This is a genomic window from Bacillus sp. FSL R5-0397 (assembly GCF_038593395.1).
Lineage (GTDB): Bacteria > Bacillota > Bacilli > Bacillales > Bacillaceae > Bacillus > Bacillus altitudinis.
Genome location: NZ_CP151992.1, coordinates 3,202,779 through 3,224,625, shown reverse-complemented (window position 1 = coordinate 3,224,625; position 21,847 = coordinate 3,202,779). Strand labels below are relative to the sequence as shown.

20 protein-coding genes are annotated in these 21,847 nt (G+C 42.8%); 13 read left to right on the top strand and 7 right to left on the bottom strand.

The annotated features are described in order from the left end of the window. Positions 1-12 precede the first annotated feature (12 nt). The 4 genes from pgsC to NSQ70_RS16525 all read left to right on the top strand — a co-directional run bounded on the left by pgsC (position 13) and on the right by NSQ70_RS16525 (position 3,144). Positions 13-462 carry a poly-gamma-glutamate biosynthesis protein PgsC gene (pgsC, locus tag NSQ70_RS16540; protein WP_007497520.1) on the top strand — a complete coding sequence of 150 codons (450 nt, stop codon included), beginning with the start codon at positions 13-15 and terminating at the stop codon, positions 460-462. A gap of 18 nt (positions 463-480) precedes the next feature. Next, on the top strand, positions 481-1,647 hold the full coding sequence (locus NSQ70_RS16535) for a CapA family protein (protein WP_024718710.1): 1,167 nt from the start codon (positions 481-483) through the stop codon (positions 1,645-1,647). Further along, positions 1,644-1,814: a hypothetical protein gene (locus tag NSQ70_RS16530; protein WP_008343253.1), complete on the top strand. Its 171-nt coding sequence runs from the start codon at positions 1,644-1,646 to the stop codon at positions 1,812-1,814. The genes NSQ70_RS16535 and NSQ70_RS16530 overlap by 4 nt, the downstream gene beginning before the upstream one ends. 106 nt (positions 1,815-1,920) lie before the next feature. Further along, complete coding sequence (locus NSQ70_RS16525) at positions 1,921-3,144, top strand: C40 family peptidase (protein WP_144679115.1); 1,224 nt, start codon at positions 1,921-1,923, stop codon at positions 3,142-3,144. A gap of 56 nt (positions 3,145-3,200) precedes the next feature. On the opposite strand, the gene NSQ70_RS16520 is transcribed toward NSQ70_RS16525, so the two are convergent. Next, positions 3,201-4,082, bottom strand: a complete 882-nt coding sequence (locus NSQ70_RS16520) for a Cof-type HAD-IIB family hydrolase (RefSeq protein WP_193751541.1) — start codon at positions 4,080-4,082, stop codon at positions 3,201-3,203. Positions 4,083-4,430: 348 nt separating this feature from the next. Next, positions 4,431-5,396: an LCP family protein gene (locus NSQ70_RS16515; RefSeq protein ID WP_017360001.1), complete on the bottom strand. Its 966-nt coding sequence runs from the start codon at positions 5,394-5,396 to the stop codon at positions 4,431-4,433. 270 nt (positions 5,397-5,666) lie between these two features. Between NSQ70_RS16515 and NSQ70_RS16510 the strand changes: the two genes are divergently transcribed. Then, positions 5,667-7,031 (top strand): sugar porter family MFS transporter, encoded by a 1,365-nt coding sequence (locus NSQ70_RS16510; RefSeq protein ID WP_281201195.1) that lies wholly within the window; start codon positions 5,667-5,669, stop codon positions 7,029-7,031. Positions 7,032-7,326: 295 nt separating this feature from the next. Next, complete coding sequence (locus NSQ70_RS16505; RefSeq protein ID WP_138279082.1) at positions 7,327-8,724, top strand: bifunctional glycosyltransferase family 2 protein/class I SAM-dependent methyltransferase; 1,398 nt, start codon at positions 7,327-7,329, stop codon at positions 8,722-8,724. A gap of 204 nt (positions 8,725-8,928) precedes the next feature. Here the strand turns inward: NSQ70_RS16505 and NSQ70_RS16500 are convergent, their stop codons facing one another. From NSQ70_RS16500 to kduI, 5 genes are all read right to left on the bottom strand, one after another. Then, positions 8,929-10,074, bottom strand: coding sequence for a Ger(x)C family spore germination protein (locus tag NSQ70_RS16500; RefSeq protein ID WP_024719279.1), 1,146 nt, complete (start codon positions 10,072-10,074; stop codon positions 8,929-8,931). Then, positions 10,071-11,171: a GerAB/ArcD/ProY family transporter gene (locus NSQ70_RS16495; protein WP_024719278.1), complete on the bottom strand. Its 1,101-nt coding sequence runs from the start codon at positions 11,169-11,171 to the stop codon at positions 10,071-10,073. The genes NSQ70_RS16500 and NSQ70_RS16495 overlap by 4 nt, the downstream gene beginning before the upstream one ends. 3 nt (positions 11,172-11,174) lie before the next feature. Beyond that, positions 11,175-12,641: a spore germination protein gene (locus NSQ70_RS16490; RefSeq protein ID WP_024719277.1), complete on the bottom strand. Its 1,467-nt coding sequence runs from the start codon at positions 12,639-12,641 to the stop codon at positions 11,175-11,177. A 104-nt stretch (positions 12,642-12,745) separates the two neighbouring features. After that, positions 12,746-13,519 carry a 2-dehydro-3-deoxy-D-gluconate 5-dehydrogenase KduD gene (kduD, locus tag NSQ70_RS16485; RefSeq protein WP_041091449.1) on the bottom strand — a complete coding sequence of 258 codons (774 nt, stop codon included), beginning with the start codon at positions 13,517-13,519 and terminating at the stop codon, positions 12,746-12,748. A 4-nt stretch (positions 13,520-13,523) separates the two neighbouring features. Then, the gene (gene kduI, locus NSQ70_RS16480) at positions 13,524-14,351 is read right to left on the bottom strand and encodes a 5-dehydro-4-deoxy-D-glucuronate isomerase (protein WP_017368169.1); all 828 of its coding nucleotides are present in this window, start codon (positions 14,349-14,351) and stop codon (positions 13,524-13,526) included. A 257-nt stretch (positions 14,352-14,608) separates the two neighbouring features. On the opposite strand from kduI, the gene NSQ70_RS16475 reads away from it, so the two are divergent. The 7 genes from NSQ70_RS16475 (at position 14,609) to NSQ70_RS16445 (ending at position 21,793) form a co-directional block, all read left to right on the top strand. Beyond that, a complete protein-coding gene (locus NSQ70_RS16475; RefSeq protein WP_024719275.1) occupies positions 14,609-15,619 on the top strand; it encodes a LacI family DNA-binding transcriptional regulator in 1,011 nt (336 codons plus the stop codon). Between the two features lie 86 nt (positions 15,620-15,705). Next, positions 15,706-16,722, top strand: coding sequence for a sugar kinase (locus tag NSQ70_RS16470; RefSeq protein ID WP_327871961.1), 1,017 nt, complete (start codon positions 15,706-15,708; stop codon positions 16,720-16,722). After that, positions 16,694-17,302: a bifunctional 4-hydroxy-2-oxoglutarate aldolase/2-dehydro-3-deoxy-phosphogluconate aldolase gene (locus tag NSQ70_RS16465; protein ID WP_327871960.1), complete on the top strand. Its 609-nt coding sequence runs from the start codon at positions 16,694-16,696 to the stop codon at positions 17,300-17,302. Before NSQ70_RS16470 ends, NSQ70_RS16465 begins: the two co-directional genes overlap by 29 nt. A 109-nt stretch (positions 17,303-17,411) precedes the next feature. Beyond that, the gene (locus NSQ70_RS16460; RefSeq protein WP_327861864.1) at positions 17,412-17,867 is read left to right on the top strand and encodes a GNAT family N-acetyltransferase; all 456 of its coding nucleotides are present in this window, start codon (positions 17,412-17,414) and stop codon (positions 17,865-17,867) included. 70 nt (positions 17,868-17,937) lie between these two features. Next, positions 17,938-18,939: a sugar-binding protein gene (locus NSQ70_RS16455; RefSeq protein WP_342502283.1), complete on the top strand. Its 1,002-nt coding sequence runs from the start codon at positions 17,938-17,940 to the stop codon at positions 18,937-18,939. After that, positions 18,936-20,378 carry a sensor histidine kinase gene (locus NSQ70_RS16450; protein ID WP_342501636.1) on the top strand — a complete coding sequence of 481 codons (1,443 nt, stop codon included), beginning with the start codon at positions 18,936-18,938 and terminating at the stop codon, positions 20,376-20,378. The genes NSQ70_RS16455 and NSQ70_RS16450 overlap by 4 nt, the downstream gene beginning before the upstream one ends. After that, on the top strand, positions 20,372-21,793 hold the full coding sequence (locus NSQ70_RS16445; protein WP_342502282.1) for a response regulator: 1,422 nt from the start codon (positions 20,372-20,374) through the stop codon (positions 21,791-21,793). The genes NSQ70_RS16450 and NSQ70_RS16445 overlap by 7 nt, the downstream gene beginning before the upstream one ends. Positions 21,794-21,847 lie beyond the last annotated feature (54 nt).

Here is a 21,847-nt window from a genome sequence, read left to right as displayed (position 1 = left end):
GAAATATAGAAAATGTTCGGATCAGATCTTTATATCTCGTTAATTTTAGGTGTTCTACTCAGTTTAATCTTTGCAGAAAAAACAGGAATCGTACCAGCTGGGTTGGTTGTTCCAGGTTATCTGGCGCTCGTCTTTAACCAGCCAGTCTTCATTTTAGTTGTTTTATCTGTCAGCTTGCTGACATATGTGATCGTTCGTTTTGGTCTATCGAAATTTATGATTTTGTACGGACGCAGAAAGTTTGCGGCGATGCTGATTACAGGAATTGCCCTAAAGCTCATATTTGATTTCTTCTATCCAGTGGTTCCGTTTGAAATAGCAGAATTCCGCGGAATCGGAATCATCGTGCCTGGATTGATTGCGAATACGATTCAAAAGCAAGGTCTTACGATTACCCTTGGAAGCACATTACTTCTAAGTGGTGCAACATTTGCCATCATGTATGTTTACTATCTATTTTAAGATAAGGTGTGTCCAATGATGAATAAAAAATTGAGCTTTCAGGAAAAGCTGCTGAAAATCACAAAGAACCAAAAGAAAAAGACGAATAAACACGTACTGATTGCTTTACCGATTGTCATTGCTTGTACATTTCTATTTACATTTATCGGGAAAGCACAAGTACCAACTGTAGAAAAGAATCCAGAAAACATCCTGACCGCTTCGTTTGTCGGAGATATTATGTTTGGAAGAAATGTAGAGAAAGTCACAGACCGCTATGGAAAGCAGCACCTGTTCCGCTATGCGAAGCCGTATTTTGATGTATCAGATTATGTAACTGGGAATTTTGAGCATCCAGTGGCTTCAGATAAGGAACAGGCAGCACAAAAGAATATTCATTTGAAAACAGATGAAGATTCTGTACAAGCGTTAAAGGATTTGAATTTCTCTGTACTAAACTTTGCGAATAACCATGCAGCAGACTACGGTGAAAAAGGCTTAAATAACACGATTGATGCCTTTGAAAAAGCTGACATGGATTATACAGGGGCAGGGCGCAACGTCAAAGATGCGAAGCAGAACATTTCATACAAAGAAGTGAATGGCGTTAAAATCGCTACCCTTGGTTTTACAGATGTATATGGAAAAGATTTTAAAGCAACAAATCGCAAGGCAGGTATTCTGCCAGCTGATCCATCTATCTTTATTCCGATGATTTCACAAGCTGCTGAAAAGGCAGATATCGTTGTTGTTCATGCGCACTGGGGACAGGAATATAACAATGAAGTAAACGACAGACAAAGAGAGCTGGCAAGAGCGATGTCAAAGGCTGGTGCTGATATCATTATCGGTGCACACCCGCACGTTCTTGAGCCGATGGAAGTCTATAACGGAACAGCGATTTTCTATAGCTTGGGGAACTTTATTTTTGACCAAGGCTGGTCAAGAACACGTGATTCTGCCATTGTTCAGTATCATCTGAATGAAGATGGAAAAGCGACATTTGAAGTGGTTCCAATGTACATCAAAGAAGCGACACCTGCTCCAGTCAAAGCAGGATCTCTTGAATCAAAATCGATTATCCGTATGCTGACAAATGGCACGAATGCGGATTGGAAAGAAAAAGACGGACATATTTTCTTTGAAGTCGATCATTCTGATAAAGTTCAAACATTAAAAGAAAACGAGGGGAAGGATAAAAAATGAAATTCCTTAAAGCAAGCTGGCCGTTTGTTGCGTTAATTTTAGTCTTTGTCTTTATGTCTGCTTTTAAATTTAGTGACAGCCTCACAGATCATGAGAAACAAAAGATCTCGGTTGAAATGCAGAAAATTGAACAGCAAAAGCAGTCAAAAGCGGAAGCGAGTAAATAAAGAAATGATGATGAAAAGAGCACGCGAGGCGTGCTCTTTTTTGACGGAAAAAGGTGTAAAATGAAAGGGGTCATGTCGAAACTATAAAAGAAAGGAGGAAGAGAGGATGAAATGGAAAGGAATACTGCTTGGAGGATGTGCCATTGTAGGACTCATGTTTATGTCTCAAACAGAGGTGTCTGCTCAAACAACAACTCCTTTAAAACAAGCGGAAACGCTGATAGGTACGCCTTATCATAAAGGAGGAATCGATCCGAAAACGGGCTTTGATGCGTCTGGCTTTATACAATATGTATACAAAACAACAGGTGCATTTGATTTGCCGCGAAAGGTGATCGATCAATACCAAATCGGTGAAAACGTATCATGGGGAAAAGCGAAGCCCGGAGACCTTGTCTATTTTCGCAGTCTTGAAGAAACAAAAGACATCCCGACACATGTTGCTTTGTACGCTGGAAATGATCAAGTGATCCACATCACACTCAGTCAAGGGGTGGTGAAAACAGATGTCAGCAAAAGTAAATATTGGACCGATCGGTTCTATGCGGTCAAACGGCTGCCTGTCTCCCAAGAGATGTCGGATGATCAACTGGTGAAAGATGCGATGAAATATTTAGGAATCCCTTATGTATTCGGGGCATCAGATCCAAAAGTAGGATTCGATTGTTCAGGTTTTTTACAATATTTGTTTGAAAAATCACTTGGGATTTATTTACCAAGAAGTGCTGAGCAGCAATGGATGGTTGGAGAGAAAGTAGCACGAGACGATATTCGGCCTGGAGACTTTGTTTTTTTTAGCAACACGTATAAAAAAGGAATTTCACATGTAGGAATGTACATCGGAGGAGACCGCTTTATTCATGCGAGCCGTTCGGAAAGTGTGACGATTTCTTATTTGTCTGAATCGTATTGGCGTGAGAAATGGACAGGTGCGAAACGATTAACTGAGTTGAAACTAGCGAAAGAAGACCCAGTCGTATCAAAAGCCGCTACGTATATTGGAGAAGTACCTTATGTAAAAGGTGGTGCGAGCCCAAAGCAAGGCTTTGATACAGCAGGATTCACGCAGTATATCTATCAAGAAGTGCTTGGAATTGAGATGCCTCGCTATGCGCCGGGACAAGTTAAAGCAGGCACACCTGTGAAACGATCGGAACTAAAGCCAGGAGATCTTGTCTTTTTTAAAGGGACTTCGTTGATGCCAGCCATTTATGCTGGTTCCAATCAAGTCATTCATGTGACGGTTTCAAATGGCGTTGTCATTACCAATATGAAAACAAGTACGTATTGGAAGGATAAATATGAGACGGCCGTTAGAATCAAAAAATAAAGAAAAAGCCCGATCAATGCTCGGATCGGACTTCTTGACTTCTCACTAGGCGCTGATCAGACAAGCGTCTTTTTTTCTTGAAATTGATTCTGCAAAAGCAGATCAATAAAATAGGCGACGCCATCTTCATGATTGCCTTTTGTGATATAGGTGCTTTTTTCTTTAATGACATCCACCGCATTCCCCATCGCTATCCTGTGTCCTGCTTCATCGAACATGGATAGATCATTGGGGCTATCACCGATCGCATAAATATCGGATGAGTCTACGCCATAATGGGCTGCAAGTTTTTTGAGGGCATGTCCTTTACCTGACTCTTTTGGCAGTACCTCAATGATATGTTCTCCAGATGAGGTCAAGGAGAGCTCAGGCATCTTAGAAAGAAGATCTCGTGCTTCTTGCAGCTTATTCATATCAAAGGAGAAGCATAGTAATTTATAAGTTGGTTCATTCGACTCGAAAATTTGACGGATGTCATCGACAGGTTTGATGCCAAACTGTTTAAATTGAGTCATCGCCCCTTCCCATAAATCAGCTACATCCTCATGAGGATTGGCGCTTTTGATCATATCAAATTCAGCTTTGAGCTTTTCTTTTCCATCAAATGGGGAAAGGAGGGCATCGTCTGTATAGACCTCGAAATAAATGTTCCGTTCCACTAATTCCTTTGCAGCACGTCTTCCAGCTTCTTGATCAAGGGTGATTCTGCTGAAGAGCTTGTACCCTTCTGTATGGACAGTTCCTCCATTTGCCGCAATAATGGGAATGTCTAAATCCCCAAGAAGCTCTTTTACATCAAAAGTCGCGCGCCCTGTACAAATGGTCACAATATATCCAGCTTCCTTCGCACGAATCAATGCTTGCCGGTTTTGAGCGGATATTTCACTTTTCGTATTTAAGAGTGTACCGTCTAAATCAATCGCAATCATTTTTTTCATTGCTGTTATATCCTCCTTCATTCATGCAATAGCCTCTTCAAAGTATGTACGATTTCCTTCATTCTCATGAAAGAGTCGGATCGTGGATTCCTCTCTTTAAGGCTAAACAAAAATGGTCAATTGATCAAGGATATAAGAAAAAGCGCCCAAAAGGACGCTTTTAGCGTGTAGACAAACCCTCGCATTCTTTGTCAGTCCTGCGCTCCGGAGCTCACGAATGTCAAATTCGCTCTGCTCCGGTGCTCGTCTTTCCTAGACTGCAAAGGTTTTCTATCACGCTTAAAAGAAGAAAAAGGGCAAACACCTTTTTCAACACATAAAAAGCGCCCAAAAGGACGCTTTCTGTTTTTATGATAATTCAAGCTGTTTCTTCAATTCCGTTTTGACTTCGTTCAGTTGGTTTTGATCCAATTGGTAATAATAAACGCCATTAGGCTGGTAATCAGATCCTTTTAGTTGAATCGTATCAACAGATTTCAATGAAGTGAGTAGTGGGAAAAGACCGACTAGTTCTTTCATTGATAGGTTAGTTGAGACGTTATCACCTAGAGTATCTATGATATTGTCATAAGACGGAATAGACGTTACTGATTTTGATTTATCGAAAATGGCTTTTAAAACTTCCATTTGACGCTGTCCGCGCATGAGATCACTGTCTGCTTTTCTTGTTCTCACATAAGCGAGAGCTTGATTACCATCTAGTGTGTGAGTACCCGTTTGCAGCTGAACTTTGCCCTTTGTATCTTTAAGAATCTGTTTCACAACATATTCATCTTTAATGTTAACGGAAACACCATTCAATTCGTTCACAATTTCCTTAAATGCTTTGAAATTACTTTCAATCACAAAGTCGACAGGGATATCTAGTAAATTCTCAACTGTACTCACCGTGAGGTCTGCATCACCAAATGCGTGTGCATGTGTGATTTTGTCATAACCATGACCTGGAATATTAACATATGAGTCCCTTGGAATACTTAATAATTTCACGGTTTTATTCGTACGATTTACTGTCGCTAATACCATTGCATCGCTTCGTGCTTGTTTGACGGTTTCGCCTGGTCTGCTGTCAATGCCAAGCAGCAAGACAGAAAAGCTGTCTTTCCCAGGATCAAATGCTTCAATCCGTTTGACAGATTGTGCACCGCGGTCTAGAGAGACTTGTGCTTTTTTCGCAGCCGATGTCACTTTATAGTAGGCATAGCCGGTGACAGAAGCGGTTGTCAGTAAAAGAATACCAAAAATAAAAAGAGTGACTTTCACCCATGGTTTTAAACGCTTTTTGCCTTTGCGTTTACTTCTTGTTTGATCCATATATTTAAACCCTCGCTATGATTTTATAGTAAAGATGTCCTTCTTCCTGCTTACAAACTAAAACAAATATACCTTAAAACGGGATATAGTGCGACATTTTTTTCACTAACGCTTAATTGACGTTTCCTTATCTAAAAAAGTTTCAATGATACGCAAATGAAATATATTTGTCATAAAACATCGAAATGTTTGAAATGACAGGAAGTGAGGAAAATGATTTTTCATAGAGAAACATCTAGTCATTACATAGATAAAAGAGGGGTTATGATCATGAAAAATCGGAATGGGTGGCTTTATTTCTTCGGCGCACTTGGCGGCGCCTTATATGGTTACGATACAGGTGTCATTTCTGGCGCTATCTTATTTATGAAAGAGGATTTAGGTTTAAATGCATTTACAGAGGGACTTGTGGTCAGCTCGATTTTAATTGGGGCGATGCTCGGGTCTTCTCTTTCTGGAAAACTGACAGATCAATTCGGACGGAAAAAAGCGATAATCGCCGCAGCCATTTTATTTATTATCGGCGGATTTGGAACAGCCCTTGCACCGAATACGGAGGTCATGGTCTTATTCCGAATCGTGCTAGGACTTGCTGTCGGATGCTCGACGACGATTGTTCCATTATATTTATCTGAACTTGCGCCAAAGGATTCAAGAGGGGCACTTTCCTCATTAAACCAACTCATGATCACATTTGGTATTCTTCTTGCCTATATTGTGAACTACGTTTTAGCAGATGCAGAGGCATGGCGTCTGATGCTTGGAATTGCCGTTGTTCCTTCTGCTCTCTTGTTATGTGGTATTTTGTTTATGCCAGAAAGTCCTCGCTGGCTGTTTGTCCAAGGACAGGCGGACCGGGCGAAAGAAATATTGTCAAAACTTAGACAAAATAAGCAGGAAGTTGAAGACGAAATTGCGGATATTCAAAAAGCAGAAAGTGAAGAAAAAGGCGGTCTTAAGGAATTACTCGAACCATGGGTGCGCCCCGCTTTAATTGCTGGTGTCGGTTTAGCCTTTTTACAGCAGTTTATTGGGACAAATACAATCATTTATTATGCACCAAAAACATTCACAAGTGTCGGCTTTGGCGATTCAGCAGCCATTTTAGGAACTGTAGGAATTGGTGCAGTCAATGTTGTCATGACGTTTGTTGCGATTAAAATCATTGATCGTGTCGGGCGGAAAGCGTTACTCCTATTTGGAAATGTAGGGATGGTTCTTAGTTTGATTGTTCTAGCAGTGGTCAATCGTTTTTTCGAGGGATCAACAGCTGCAGGGTGGACAACGATTATATGTTTAGGACTTTTCATCGTCATTTTTGCTGTCAGCTGGGGCCCGGTCGTATGGGTGATGCTGCCGGAGCTGTTCCCGGTACATGTCCGGGGAATTGGTACGGGGGTATCGACCTTCCTACTGCATACAGGGAATTTGATCATCTCGCTCACATTCCCAACCTTGTTAAGTGCAATTGGCATCAGTAACCTTTTCCTTATTTATGCAGCCATTGGCATAGGTGCCTTCTTATTTGTGAAATATTTAGTCACAGAAACGAAAGGGAAAAGTCTTGAAGAGATTGAAGAAGATTTAAAAAAGAGAAACCGTGCCGTCGTGAATGACGAAGGGGAAACGGTATGAAAAAAAGACCAGCTGCATGAGGCAGCTGGTCTCAGCGTGTAGACAAACCCTCGCATTCGCCCGCAGTCCTGCGTGCTGGTGCTCACGAATGTCAAATTCGCTCCGCGCCAGTACTCGTCCTTCCTAGGGCTGCAAAGGTTTTCTATCACGCTGAAAAGAAGACAAAGGGCTAAAATCAAGTTCATTTTAGCCCTTTGTTAAACAAACGTTTAATCAAGAAAGGACAATCACTCATCTTCTGAACGTGCTGCCTATGACATACATATGGAACAGGCGGGCGAAAGGTGGAAATGAGATGAAAGGAAAAACGAGCATTGTGATGCTGACGTACAATGAATTGCACCTAACGAAAAAATGTATCGACAGTATCAAGAAGCATACTCGGCGTGATGAATATGAACTCATTATCGTGGATAATGCTTCATCAGACGGAACAAAGGAATATGTGAGACAACTGGAAGATGTCGTGTTGATTGACAACGAGAAGAATCAAGGCTTTGCCAAGGGCTGTAACCAAGGGGCGAAAAAAGCAACAGGAGATAGTCTTCTTTTTTTAAATAACGACACGATTGTGACCGAAAACTGGCTTTTGCCTTTAAGAGAAGCCCTTTTTGCATCAGATCGTATTGGCATGGTAGGCCCTGTCTCCAATTATGTGAGTGGTCCTCAGCTCGTTCAGCCATCTTACACAGATGTGAAGGAGCTTCCTGCCTTTGCGAAGGCATATACGGCTTCGAGAAAAGGTCAAAGAACATATGTGCATAGACTTGTTGGTTTTTGTCTGCTGGTCAAAAGAGAGCTGATCGAGGATGTAGGGTTATTTGATGAGCGATTTGTATATGGATCATTTGAGGATGATGACCTTTGTCTGCGTTCGTTGCTGAAGGGATACCAGCTGCAAATCGTCCATGATTCTTTTGTGCATCATCACGGTCATGCTACCTTCAATGCCAATGAAGAAACGAACATCTCTACATTGTTTGCGGAGAACAGGCTTCGTTTTTTAGATAAATGGGGCATTGATTTAAATCTGATAACGCCCCATCCATATTTTGCAACACTGCTCCCTGAGGATGCCGGATGTGTGCTGGATGTTGGCTGTGGTGCTGGGGCGACAGGACTTGAACTGATCAACCGGCAGTCCGTTGACATGTACGGAGTAGAGGCGGATGCATTAAAAGCAGAGATGGCAAAGGCGTATTACAAAGAAGTGATTGAGACAAAAGCGGAGGCGTATCCTTGGTCAGAGAAAGAAGCTTTTTTTGATGCTGTGATCTTTTCTGATGTGTTAGAGCATGTGTCAGACCCATGGCAGTTGATAGCTCATGCGCATGCGTCTTTAAAACCAAGTGGCGTGATCATTTGCTGCTTACCTAATATGATGCATGCGGAAGTACTGCTGCCTTTAATGGCAGGTGATTTTACGTATCAAGATGTGGGGATTTTAGATCGAACACATATGAGATTTTTCACACCAAACACAATGCGGGCGCTCTTTCCAGACCATTTATTTCATCGCGTGATTGAACAGCCAATCAATGTGCCAATTGATCAAAACGTTCAATTGTTTTTTGACGAAGTGGCGAGAGTAGGAGAGTCACTTGGATTTCAAACAAAAGCATTATCTGATCAAGTGACGCTCTATCAGCTTTTGATCGTTGCACGTAAAAAAGGCGGTTCCCCCTCCGGGTAATCCGCCTCAGCGTGTAGGCAAACCCTCGCATTCTTTGTCAGTCCTGCGCGCCGGTGCTCGCGAATCCTTCATTCGCTCCGCTCCGGTACTCGTCCTTCCTAGACTGCAAAGGTTTTCTATCACGCTGAAAAGAAGACAAAGGGCTAAAACAAAGTTCATTTTAGCCCTTTGTCAACCATCTAAGGCGGATGACCGCCTTTTGTGCTACCATTTAAAGCTTTTCGTTGCGCCTTCTGCACCAAAGTTCAAAATGCTCACTTTGACGTCATATGCAATGTCTACTTCTTGAAATAGTGTATCCCATTCATTGCGGTGCTGATCCCAAAAGTCTGGATACTTGATGCGCACCTGCCGATTTAAAAGGATCGGGTCAACGCCAACTTCTTTTTGCATGTGGTGGACAGCTTTTTGAATGCGCTCTTTGATTTTGCGTTCAAAAATGCGCTCAAATCGTTTGATGTATTGCTCATCGTATGAGTTTTCAGGGGGATATTGATCTTCTGATAGTTTCCCGTTTGTTTGTACACTAATGTTAAAGGAAATCTTTCCGTTCTTCAGATAGGGTTCAATCTTGGATTTTGCTTTCTTGATTTCATACGTAATCGGAAAGCCTTTGTAGGTGGCGGGTACGACTCCGCCTGAGATGCGATTCATGACCCAGTTTAAAGATTGGACATCTTTTGCTGGAATGAACCCTATCAGCTTTCGTGTTTTTCCATGGATAATGCCTGCACCATCATAGGTGAGTTCTCCGTTTACGACATCCACACTTTGGACAAGAAAGCTTGTACCCATCTGAAAGTAATCCGACGCTCGGCCAATACGTGTTGGCAGTAAAATCTTTCCGTTAAAGCTCCGGTTTTTTGATGTTTCAAAAATATGCTCGACTGGCACCTTTTGTTGTGATTTTAATTTTTGATTGATGATTTTTGATGCCTCATGGCGTGACACTAAGAGGTAGCTGCTTCTTCGAACCTCATCATCTCGTATAAAGTGGTTGAGTGTTCCTTGAATATCATGATGCTCGGCTTGGTTTTTGCCAAACAAAAAGATTTTGAGGTGATCACTGTAAATCGGCGGGTCCTTCAAAGCGACATTGCTGACTGCTTCCAGTACATTTTTCCCCTTTGAGACGACATTCACATAGCCAGGGGAATCTGCTTCTTGTGTACCGCCCATTTTAGGGACAAGGTTTTGATAGGTGAGTTTGACTCCGTTATCATCTTCCTCGTCAATGCCAACACCGCGCACAAACGATAATTTCTCAATATCCTTTAAGTCCCAGCAGCCTGTCGATAAAAGCAAAAGACAGCAAGACAGAAAGGTGAGCCATAAACGCCGTCCTTTCATGCAGATCGACCTCCCCATTTTTTACGTATCATGAGCAGAACAGCTGTTAAAAAAGGAATCGCTAACACAGCGAATAATGCATAGCCGAGTAAAGTCGAGTAGTAAAAGACTTCATTGATATTTCTCGGAAAAAGAGAGAGAGCTGAGGTCAGCAAAAACAGCAACCATAGCAGTCTCGTTAAATTGGTTGTCTTAAAAACCGTTTGACAGCCTTTAATAGCAAATTGGAAAAAGCCAAGCATACAAATAAACTGCTGGCACGTCCAGATCGTCAGTAAGAAAATATCAAAGCGTTCAATGAAGACCCCTTCTAGTTCTAGCGCTTGAATGAGTGAGACAGTGGGCCAGGTGAGTGATTTCGTTTCTCCAACCGTCATGGAACCAATCACAATAAAGAGCGTGAGGGAGTAAATAAGTGTGGTGATCCCTACACCGATCGCTGCGGCCCATTTCGCTTTTGACCATTTGTCTTTATAGATAAGCGGTACGACAAACAAAATGACTTCAAAGCCTGTAAATTGAATAAATGTTTGAGAGAACAAATTACTAAAATCTTTAAACCCGTGCGCCATCACTGGGCGTAGGTAATCAAAATCAAATATTTTCAAACTAAACAGCATGAGCCCAATGTAAATGATCATGGTCATCGGATAAATATATGTCACCATTTTCACTACCGGAAAAATTCCGCTTTTTAAATGATAGGTGGCCACAAGTAAAAAAATCATCACAATCACCGTCATAGGGGTCGATTGCAGCAGGAAAAACTGAACCACTTCCCCCAGTACACGCGCCTCAAAGCCCACAATGGCTAGTAAATAACCGATCAGCATTAGGTTAAAGATCGTGCCAAAGAATGCACCGGCTCCTTTTGTATTCGATTCAAAAATGGTATCCGGTGCATTCTTCTCCGCAATCCAACCTAGCAAAAAAGCAACGAAAGCAAAGATGACTCCCTGTATTAATACAATGATCCAGCCATCAGGGAATCCTGAATTGGCAGAACTGCGAGGAATGGTTAAAATTCCAGCGCCTATCATTGTAGAACTGCACAGAATGGTGACTTGTAACAATGATAGCTTCTCAGCTCTGTACATCGTTTACTCTCCTTGTCTTTTGAGATTTTTTGTCTTGGCTGTTTTCGGTCTCGATTTAAATAGCCCTATTGGTAAACGAACGTACGTATCTTTTAAATCTGAAAACGGTGAAGACAAAACAGGTGTGAAATAGTCAAAACCAAAGGTCTTTAGCTGCATCAAGTGACAAAGTACAAATAAATAACACATGATGAGGCCGTATAATCCAAACATGGCTGAACTGAAGATGGCCATAAACCGCAGAATGCGTAAGGGGAAGCTGAAATCATATGATGGAGCAGTGAAATCGGCTAGTGCCGTCAGAGACACAATAATGACCATTAAGGCACTGACGATATTGGCTTGGACAGCCGCCTGTCCAATAATGACGCCGCCAATCAGTCCAATCGTCTGCCCGATCGCCCTAGGAAGACGAAGTCCAGCTTCCCGCAGCAGTTCAATCGTAAACGACATCAAAATGGCTTCCACTACAGGAGGAAAGGGCACATTTTGCCGGCTGCCTGCGATGGTAAGTGCCATTCGTGTTGGTAATAAACCAGGATGATAGGAAACAAGGGCGATATAGAGTCCTGGTAAAAAGATCGTCAAAAGCACGGCAATATAACGGAGCAAACGCAAAAGAGTCGCACTTGTCCATCTTTGATAATAATCCTCCGGTGATTGCATCAAGGCAGTGAGAGTCATCGGCATAATGAGGGCAAACGGCGTCCCATCGAGCAAAATAGACACCTTTCCTTCTAACACAGAGGCAATCACCCGATCAGGACGTTCTGTATTTTGAATCTGCGGGAAAATAGAGATATGACTGTCTTCAATCAGCTGTTCTATGTAGCCGCTCTCAGGAATATCATCCATTTTGATTTGCTTCATACGAGAGAAGACATCATCTACTAGTTTGGGGTCTGCGATATCACGAACATACACAAGAGCAGCAGATTTCTTGTTGCGAGTTCCTATGTTTACCTTTTGAATGACAAGGTTCGGATCGTTTGCTCTTTCACGAAGCAATGCCGTGTTTTTTTCAAGATTTTCAATAAATCCAATCCTTGGTCCTCTAACAAGGACTTCTGATTGCGGCTCCTCTACTTCTCTAAATTGAAAAAGATTCGTATGGAGCGCAAGCGCTTGAGTGGCCCTATCCACAAATAAAATAGCCCTGCCGCTGTATAACTGCTCGATGGCAAGGTTCATATCTTCCAGCACATCATTTTGAATACCAAAGAACGTTTTAGAAAGGAGAGAAAGTGTGGTGTGGTCGACCTCAGTGATGGTCAGTTCCTTTTGCATAGGTGAAATAATTTGTTTGGAAAGCATCTCAAATTCTGTGAGTCCTTCAACGTACACGAGACATGCAGAGACAGCGGAAGGACCAAATGAAAAAGAGTGGAACACGATATCATCACTTTTGCCGGCAAAGCTTTTGACACGCTGAATGACGGACTCTATATCTTGTTCAATACGACTTTTCATAATACCTCACCCTCATGTCTTTTTTTATAGAGTGACTCGGAAGGAGAAGAATTATGCAAATAGAAAAAAGAGAATCCCCTAAAATAGGAATTCTCTTCACATGTTTATCTCGCCAGCCAGCCGCCATCTACGGCTAAAATATGACCGTTCATATAATCAGAGGCAGGGGAGCTGAGAAAGACGGCGGCACCTGCTAGATCTTCAGGCCGTCCCCAGCGTCCAGCGGGGATTCGTTTCAGAATCTCTTCATTCCGGTTCGCATCGTCACGAATGGCTTGCGTGTTATTGGTTGCAATATAACCAGGCGCGATCGCATTGACCTGAATATGCTGACTTGCCCATTCATTTGCAAAAGCTTTCGTCAAACCTGCGACAGCATGCTTACTTGCTGTATAAGCGGGAACAAAGACACCGCCTTGAAATGATAGAAGGGAAGCGATATTGACGATTTTCCCTTGCCCTTTATTCAGCATCTGCTGTCCGACCTTTTGCGTGAGGAAAAAGAGACTGTTGATATTCACATCCATCACAGTATGCCAGTTTTCCTCTGAATATTGAGCGGCCTCTTCTCTTTTAATGGTCCCAGCATTATTGATCAAAATATCAATTGAATGCTGCTTTAAAAGGGCATCAACATCCCGCTTTGCGGACTTAGGATCTGAAAAGTCTACTTGAATCGCATGAAATGATCTGCCGGTCTGTTCGACAAGTTCTTTTGTTTCATCAAGCGGCGTATGGTGGTAGGTGCCGATGATATCTGCACCTGAACGGGCAAGCGCTACGGCAATACCTTGCCCAATACCAGTTCCAGGACCTGTGACAAGAGCTGTTTTGCCTTCGAGGGAAAAGAGGGACGCTACATATGATGTCGTCGTCATTTCATTACCTCAGCTGGTCCATCGGGACAAAGTCCATATCTTTAAACGTATAGTTTTCTCCCGCCATTGCCCAAATAAATGAATAATTTGCGGTACCTGAGCCTGAATGAATGGACCAGGCAGGTGAGATGACGGCTTCTTCATTTGCTACAACGAGATGTCTCGTTTCAGATGGCTCCCCCATAAAATGAAAGACACGTGCGTCTTCCTCTATATCAAGATATAAGTACACTTCCATCCGCCGGTCATGTATATGAGCAGGCATCGTGTTCCATGTGTTATTGGTTTCAAGCTGAGTGATGCCCATCATAAGCTGGCAGCTTTGGATGCCGTCTGCATGAATGACCTGATACAGATTCCGTACGTTTGAGGCGGATGCTTCCCCTAAATGATTCGGTGTTAATTCAGCAATCGCAGCCTTTTGTGTCGGATACGCTCTATGAGCTGTGGCTGACACAAGATAAAATTTGGCCTGCTCACCTGATGAACTAGCAAACTGTACATGTTCGTGTCCAAGTCCAATATATAAGAAATCTTTATGCTCCAGCACAAATGACTCACCATCGACTGTAACCGTACCTTGGCCGCCGACATTCACAATGCCAATTTCCCGTCTTTCAAGGAAATATTCTGTACGTAAAAAGTCGCCGGCATCTAGCTTGATCGGTTCTGATGTCGGCATAACACCGCCAATCACCACACGGTCCTCATGCGAATAATATAGCTTCAATTCACCACTGACAAAGAGTGTCGGAATATGAAAATGACGACGAAGTTCCTCTGTTGTAAAACGCTTGACCTGCTCAGGATGTACAGCATAACGATTTTCCATTTGAGATAAGCCTCCCTTTCCATCTGAAACATATGATTGTTTTATTTGGTATCGGTTTCAAGGAAAATTCTAGAGGAAAAAGAGAGCGGCGTCAACCGTTAATTTGAAATCGCTTTCTTTAATTATATAAAAGCTTTTTTTCTTCATGTTCATGAAAAAAATCTTCTGATACAGTTCAACTTGTGGTATGCTTTTTTTAAGTTTATTTGAAATCGGTTTCGAAACAAATGAGAAGATCGATCTTGGGAGTTTTTTGTATGAAAGAGAAAAAGCAAACGAAAGTCACCATTAACGAAGTTGCAGCATATGCAGGTGTCTCAAAATCAACGGTATCCAGATACATCAATGGCAGAACAAATGAAATTTCTCCTGAAAAGGTAAAAAAGATTAAAAAAGCCATTGAGGAGCTCCATTACCGTCCGAGTCAGCTTGCCCAAGGATTGAAAGTAAGAAAGAGCAAGGTCATTGGTTTTATTGTGGCTGATATTACGAATCCTTTCTCTGTTGCGACACTTCGTGGTGTGGAAGAGATTTGTGATGAATATGGATACAGCATTATGGTGTGCAACACAGATAATCGTCCAGAAAAAGAACGAGAAATGCTTCTGAAGCTGAATGCGCATTATATTGAAGGGCTGATCATTAATACGACCGGTCAAAACAATGACATTTTGCAAGACTTTAAGCAAAACGGTGTACCGATTGTTCTTGTTGACCGTAAGTTACCTGAACTCAAGGTCGATACCGTCACAACGAATAACCGTGACATCACGGCTCGTCTACTTCACCAAATGTATGAAAAAGGCTACGAACATATCGCTTTCTTTACTGAGCCGGTCGATGGGATTAGTCCACGTGAAGAACGAAAAGAAGCCTATGAACAGACGGCCATGAGTCAACATAAGACACCTATGATTGCAGAAATCAATTTGAAGCAAAAGGAACAAATGCGAGATGAGATTTGTCGTTTTTTACAATCAAACCATCAGAAAAAAGCGATTTTAGCAGGCAATGGATTACTCATGCTGAAGCTCATCAGTGAACTCGTCGATCTTGGGGTGAAGATTCCTGAGGAGATAGGCATTGCCGGATTTGATGATACAGAATGGTATAAGCTGATCGGGCCAGGCATCACTACGGTGGCGCAGCCATCTCATGAGATGGGGAAAGCGGCGATGCAAAAAATCAAGACGCGTCTTGAAGGGGATAAGAGTGCACCCCAGACCATTCAACTTGATGGAGAAATCATTGTGAGAAAATCTTTATAAACGTCAGGCAGAGAAGAGTATACATACGTGCATGCTCTCTCTTTTTCAACTGTTTTAAAACCGGTACCAAGAAAGGGGAGAAATCAGTGAAAGCATTGGATGTGATCACATTTGGGGAATCAATGGCGATGTTTTATGCAAAAGAAATTGGCGAGCTTCACCAAGTGCATACGTTTCAAAAAGCACTTGCTGGTGCAGAGAGTAATGTTGCGGTCGGCTTGGCAAGATTAGGCTTTAGCGTAGGCTGGATGAGCAAGGTCGGGGCAGACTCACTTGGTACATTTATTTTAGAAGAGCTTCAAAAAGAAGGGGTCGATACGAAGGCAGTACTCCGTTCAAATGATGGGGCCAAAACAGGGATATTGCTTAAATCGAAAGTCATCGATGGAGACCCTGATGTGACGTACTACCGAAAAGGCTCTGCTGCGAGCACATTGAACGCAAGCGATTTCCCGTCCACTTATTTTCATCAGGCAGGACATCTTCATATGACCGGAATCCCGCCTGCTGTGTCTAGTGAAATGAGAGCGTTTTCTTTTCATGCCCTTAAAGAAATGAAAGAAGCAGGAAAAACCATTTCTTTTGACCCGAACCTTAGACTTCAATTATGGGAAGAGGAAGAAGACATGATTCATACGGTAAACCAGATGGCTGCTCAAGTAGATTGGTTTTTCCCAGGGCTTGCAGAAGGTCAAAGACTCACAGGATGTCATGAGCCGGAAGCGATTGCGGATATTTATTTACAAAAAGGTGTCAAGCTTGTGGTCATTAAACTGGGAGCGGAAGGAGCCTATTTCAAAAGTGCATCCGGCCAAGGTGTAGTGGATGGTTTCCATGTGTCTCATGTCGTGGATACAGTCGGAGCTGGTGATGGATTTGCAGTGGGAGTGATGAGCGGTCTGCTGGACGGATTATCATATGAAAAATCGGTTGCAAGAGGCAATGCCATTGGAGCACTTGCAGTCATGTCCCCAGGAGATCACGAGGGCCTGCCGACTCGGAAAGAGCTTCAGGCATTTATAAAAGAATCCAAACGATATCAAAGGCGACACGATATGAAGGGAGATGAGAGGTATGGGAAGGTCAGCAAGTATGAGCGTTAAAGAGAAGCTCGCAGCTTGTAAACTCATTGCGGTGGTCAGAGCAGGTAGTGAAGCAGACGGGATAGAGATGATTGGTCGTTTAAAGAAAAAAGGGGTGCGGGCCATCGAAGTGACATATACCACGCCCAATGCAGAGCGAATCATTGCATCTTACCAGCATGACGACGACTTGATTGTCGGAGCCGGAACGATTACAACACTTGAGCAGGCACAATCAGCCATTGAAGCCGGCTCTCAATTTATCGTCAGCCCTGGATACCTTCCTGTCATCGGAGAGCACCTATCTTTTCACGATACACTCTACGTGCCAGGTGTTTTGACCCCGAGTGAAATTATGCAGGCAAAAGCAAATGGATACAGCGTGTTAAAGCTTTTTCCGAGCGGCTCCTTCGGTTTGTCCTATATGAAAAATTTGCAAGGTCCGTTTCCAGAGATTGAGTTCATCCCAACAGGAGGCATTCATCCAGTCGATGTGCCAAAGTGGCTTGAAGCAGGAGCCGTGGCAGTAGGTGTCGGCAGCCAGCTTGAAAGCAGTACAGCAGAAGAATTACAGGCTGTACTTTCTTCCACCATCATGTAGTTCACATAAACAACCGGCTGATGACTGCCGGTTGTTTGTTCGTTTATCTAACATAAAAGATGGGAAGGCGCTTCTTTTCACGTAAAATGATCATAAAGGAGAGGTCGATATGTACATTCAAGAAGATGAACTAAAAGATGGTCAAATTGAACAATTGATTAAAGCTCATTTAGAAGAGATGAAAACACATTCACCGCCAGAAAGCATTCATGCCCTTCCGTTAGACGATCTGAAAAAACATGATGTCACAGTATGGAGTGCAAGGGATGGAGAGGTGCTTCTTGGCTGCGGAGCCATCAAGGAGCTATCAAGTGAACATGGTGAACTCAAATCGATGAGGACGGCAGCAGCCCATATGCGAAAAGGCGTGGCGAAGTATCTGTTGACCCACCTTCTCCAAGAGGCGAAGCGGCGGGGGTATAAAAGAGTGAGCCTTGAAACAGGTGCGATTGCTTTCTTTGAACCGGCAAGAAAATTATATGAAAGCTTTGGATTTCAATATTGTCCGCCTTTTGGTTCATACCAAGAAGATCCGAACAGTTTATTTATGACAAAGGAATTATAGAGGTCGAGAGAGTATGCTTTTATAAGCAGCTCTTTTTTTATGCGGAAACAATGGAAGGAGGAGAATGTGAATGAAATGGTCGAAGTTGTTCGGAGTGGGCACATTTCTCACATTTTGTGTCGTATCTGTTCTTTTTTTATCTATATTAGGTCAAGATTTAGTTAAAATTGAAAGCGCTTCCGATGAGGCGGTATCAACTTATCAATATCACTTTGTTCTTGTACCAGAGGAACTTGATAATGAATATTGGCAATTGGTGCAAAAGGGAGCTGCTGATGCGGCGGAAGTTCATCGGGTGTATCTTGAATACCTAGGTCCAAAGCAGGCTGATTTGGATGATCACCTGAAAACCATTGATATGGCGATTGCTGGTCATGTGGATGGCATTATGACGCAAGGGCTCGATGCAAAGAGATACAAACCGCTCTTTCAAAAAGCAAGAGAGAAAGGTATAGATGTCGTCACAGTCGATACCGATGCAGAGGGGAGCAAGCGTCAAGTGTATGTCGGAACAGATAACTATTATTCTGGCTTTATCGCCGGACAGGCACTCATCGCCGATACAAAAGGCGAACAGTATGTGGGCATTGTGACGGGACGGCTTGATGCGATTCACCAGAAGCTTCGCGTGAAGGGGTTTCGAGATGCCGTCTCTGGTGAGAAACGCATTCATATTGCTGGAATAGAAGAGTCGGCGATTACGAAATCAGGTGCTTCCGGTGCTGCGTATAAATTGTTAAATGATCATACGCAGCTCACCGCATTTTATGGAACAAGCGCATTAGACGGTGTCGGCATTATTCAAGCAACAGAGCAATATCATTCATCTAAAGATGTTTATGTGCTCGCATTTGATACTCTGCCTGATACGATTCAAGCGCTGGATGATGGGAAAATTGATGCAGTGGTTGTACAGCACCCTTATGAAATGGGCTATCAAGCGGTTGAATCTCTTGTTCGTTTGCAGCAAGGGGATAAACAAGAACCGCTTCAGTACACAGGGACGAGTGTGATTCGGCGAGGAGACCTGCCCCTTCATCAAACGGAAAGACCACAGGGGGTTCAGCCATGAGAAAAATACGAAGTAAATTATTATTGGCATTTTTAATTCTTGTGCTCCTTGGTAATGTGGCCGCTTTTTTTGTGTATTGGAGCAGTTCAAAAATCACATCAGAATATAGCAAGAGCTTTCGTTCCTTTCTCCTGCTGAATGATATTTCGACAGAAGCAAAAACGATGTATGAAAAGGTCAACGCCTTTGCCATCGAAAAGGATCAGGCGTTTGCCAAGGGGTATGCTGAATCAAAACAGAAAATGACATCATATGATCAAACATTACTCAAAGATGCAGGGCTTCATGCCGCCATCCCCTCCATTGAAAAATATCGATATATGATGCGGACGCTCATAAACGAAAGTGATGCGACAATGAATCATGTCAAAGAAGGGAAAATCAAAGAATATGCTGCAAGTGTGAAAGAAGTAAGAACCGTGTCCTCTTATATCCAAGAGCAGACAATGACTCTTTTGGATGATGAATTATCTGAGTATCAAGTACTCTACCAATCCCTTCAAAAAAGACATCAAACGTATGCGCTTTTTACTCTATGTCTGTTTACATTATCGATAGGCATCGCTTTATGGATGGCCTATATCATTGCGGGTGGAATTTCAAGACCGATCGTTCATCTGTCTCGAAGTGCCAAAGAAGTATCAGAAGGAAATTTTGACGGTCCGAATTTGCATGTGTCATCAAAGGACGAAATCTCTGTGTTAAATCATGCCTTTGAGCGAATGCGGCGAGAGATGAAGGTCATGATTGAAGAGATGAAACAAAAGGCCGCTTTAGATCAGAAAATTAAAGACATGAAGCTGAAAACACTACAAAACCAAATGAATCCACATTTTTTATTTAATACATTAAACATCGTTTCACGTATGGCGTACTTAGAATCAGCTGATGCGACATCGAGATTGATACAATCCGTTTCTACGCTGATGCGGTATTCGCTATCTCCTCTCAGCGCATCTGTTACGTTAGAACAAGAAGTGAAAGTGGTAAAAGAATATTTTCATATACAAGAAACAAGATTTTCCGATCGTATTACATGCAAAACGACCATAGATGAGTCGTGTCTATCTGTTCACATTCCGAGCCTTACATTGCAGCCGCTTGTCGAAAATGCCTTTATTCATGGGGTAGAACCAAAAGAGGAGGGGGGGCTTGTAGAGCTCTCTATTGATCGAGATGATGGCTTTGTCATGATTCGGATTCGGGATAATGGACTTGGCATCAGTGATCAAGAGAAAAAGAGATTGCTATCGCAAGAGGAAGAAGATCATCCAGACACACGTAGTAAAGGTCACTCGACAGGAATTGGTCTTCGAAATGTGATGTCGAGGCTGCGTTTGTTTTACGGAGTGCAGGATGCCCTTCAAATTGATTCAAAGCCAAACGAAGGGACCACCATTCAATTGACAATACCAATCAAGGAGGAACGAGCATGCTGAACGTGCTGATTGTGGATGATGAAAAAATTGAACGAATGGCGATGCGTAAGTTCATGACCGAATGGCTGCCAGACTGTCATATTGCAGGGGAAGCTGCGAATGGAAAAAAGGCGGTGGAATTGGCGCGGTCTAAGTCAATTGACCTTGTGCTCATGGATATTCAGATGCCAGGCATGGATGGACTCACAGCGATCAAACAGATCAAGGCAAGCTGTCTTCATACTAAATTTATTATGCTGACAGCCTACGATACGTTTGATTATGCCAAGCAAGCCATGCAGGAAGGGGTCAAACAATACCTTGTCAAACCAGCTGATAAAGACGAAACCATTACAGCGATTCGTTCTGTTGCGGCAGAAATTCAGCAGGAGGTCTCCCTGCGGCAGGCGGAGAAAGTCAATCAGCAGTCAAAATGGCTGGAAGCTCATGTGTTGAACGGTCAATCTTATTCCTCCACAGCGTTTGAGCGGCTGTTTCAGGATTTTCAAGCAGGTCTAGTGATCGCTGTTCAGCGGACAGGCGGGGATCAACTCCTGAATCATTTGCAGGAGTCTGCTCTTTTTCAAACAGTGCCTATCAAAGTGAGCGGTGAGCTGTTTACATGCTTGATTTACAGCCATCAATCACCTGGTCATCTAAAGGCGAATGTACTGCAAGCCATTCGCGCTACCATGACAAGCGAGCAGCATTCTCCTGTCATTGTTGGCATGGGTCATCCTGTCTCAAATCCACTTCAACTTCAGAAAAGTGCGGCAGAAGCGAAGCTTTCCTATTATCAGCGAAAAAAAGATGACGGTGCGGTTCGTTATGGCTTTTACTATACAGATAGACAATCTTACGTATTGATCAACTTGCCTGAGCTTGCCGATGACATGATGCTGGCACTAGAAGAAGGGAGAAGAGATGATGCTCTTGCTTACTATGATGCCTTCCAATTAGAAGGGGCAACCATTTCTCATGTGAAAGAGCTGCTCATTTTACTCAAATCACGACTTCGTGCAGATGTGCCGATTCTAGCTATCACCACAGAAACAGAATGCCGCCAATGCTGTGAACATTTATTTGATCTGTATGAAGCAAGAACCCAGACGGTGAATGATATAGAACGGGCGAAACGATACATTCAAACACATTTTTGCGAACATATCACGCTGGAGCAAACGGCCGCCTATGTTGATTTAAGCCCGACGTATTTCACCAAACGCTTTAAGGATGAGACAGGTCTGACGTTTAAAGAATATGTGACGACCTGTAGGATGGATAAAATGAAGAAGCTACTGAAAGAGAGTTCGCTTAGTTTAAAAGAAATCACCTATCAAGCAGGATATACTGATCCGAATTACGTCAGTCGTGTGTTTAAAAAAATGGTTGGCTGTTCACCGAAGGAATATCGAAAACAGGTCGTAAAAAAATGAAGAATTTCATAAAAAAGTGAAGAAGTTTGCCTGAAAAAAGGCAAGGATCTGCCA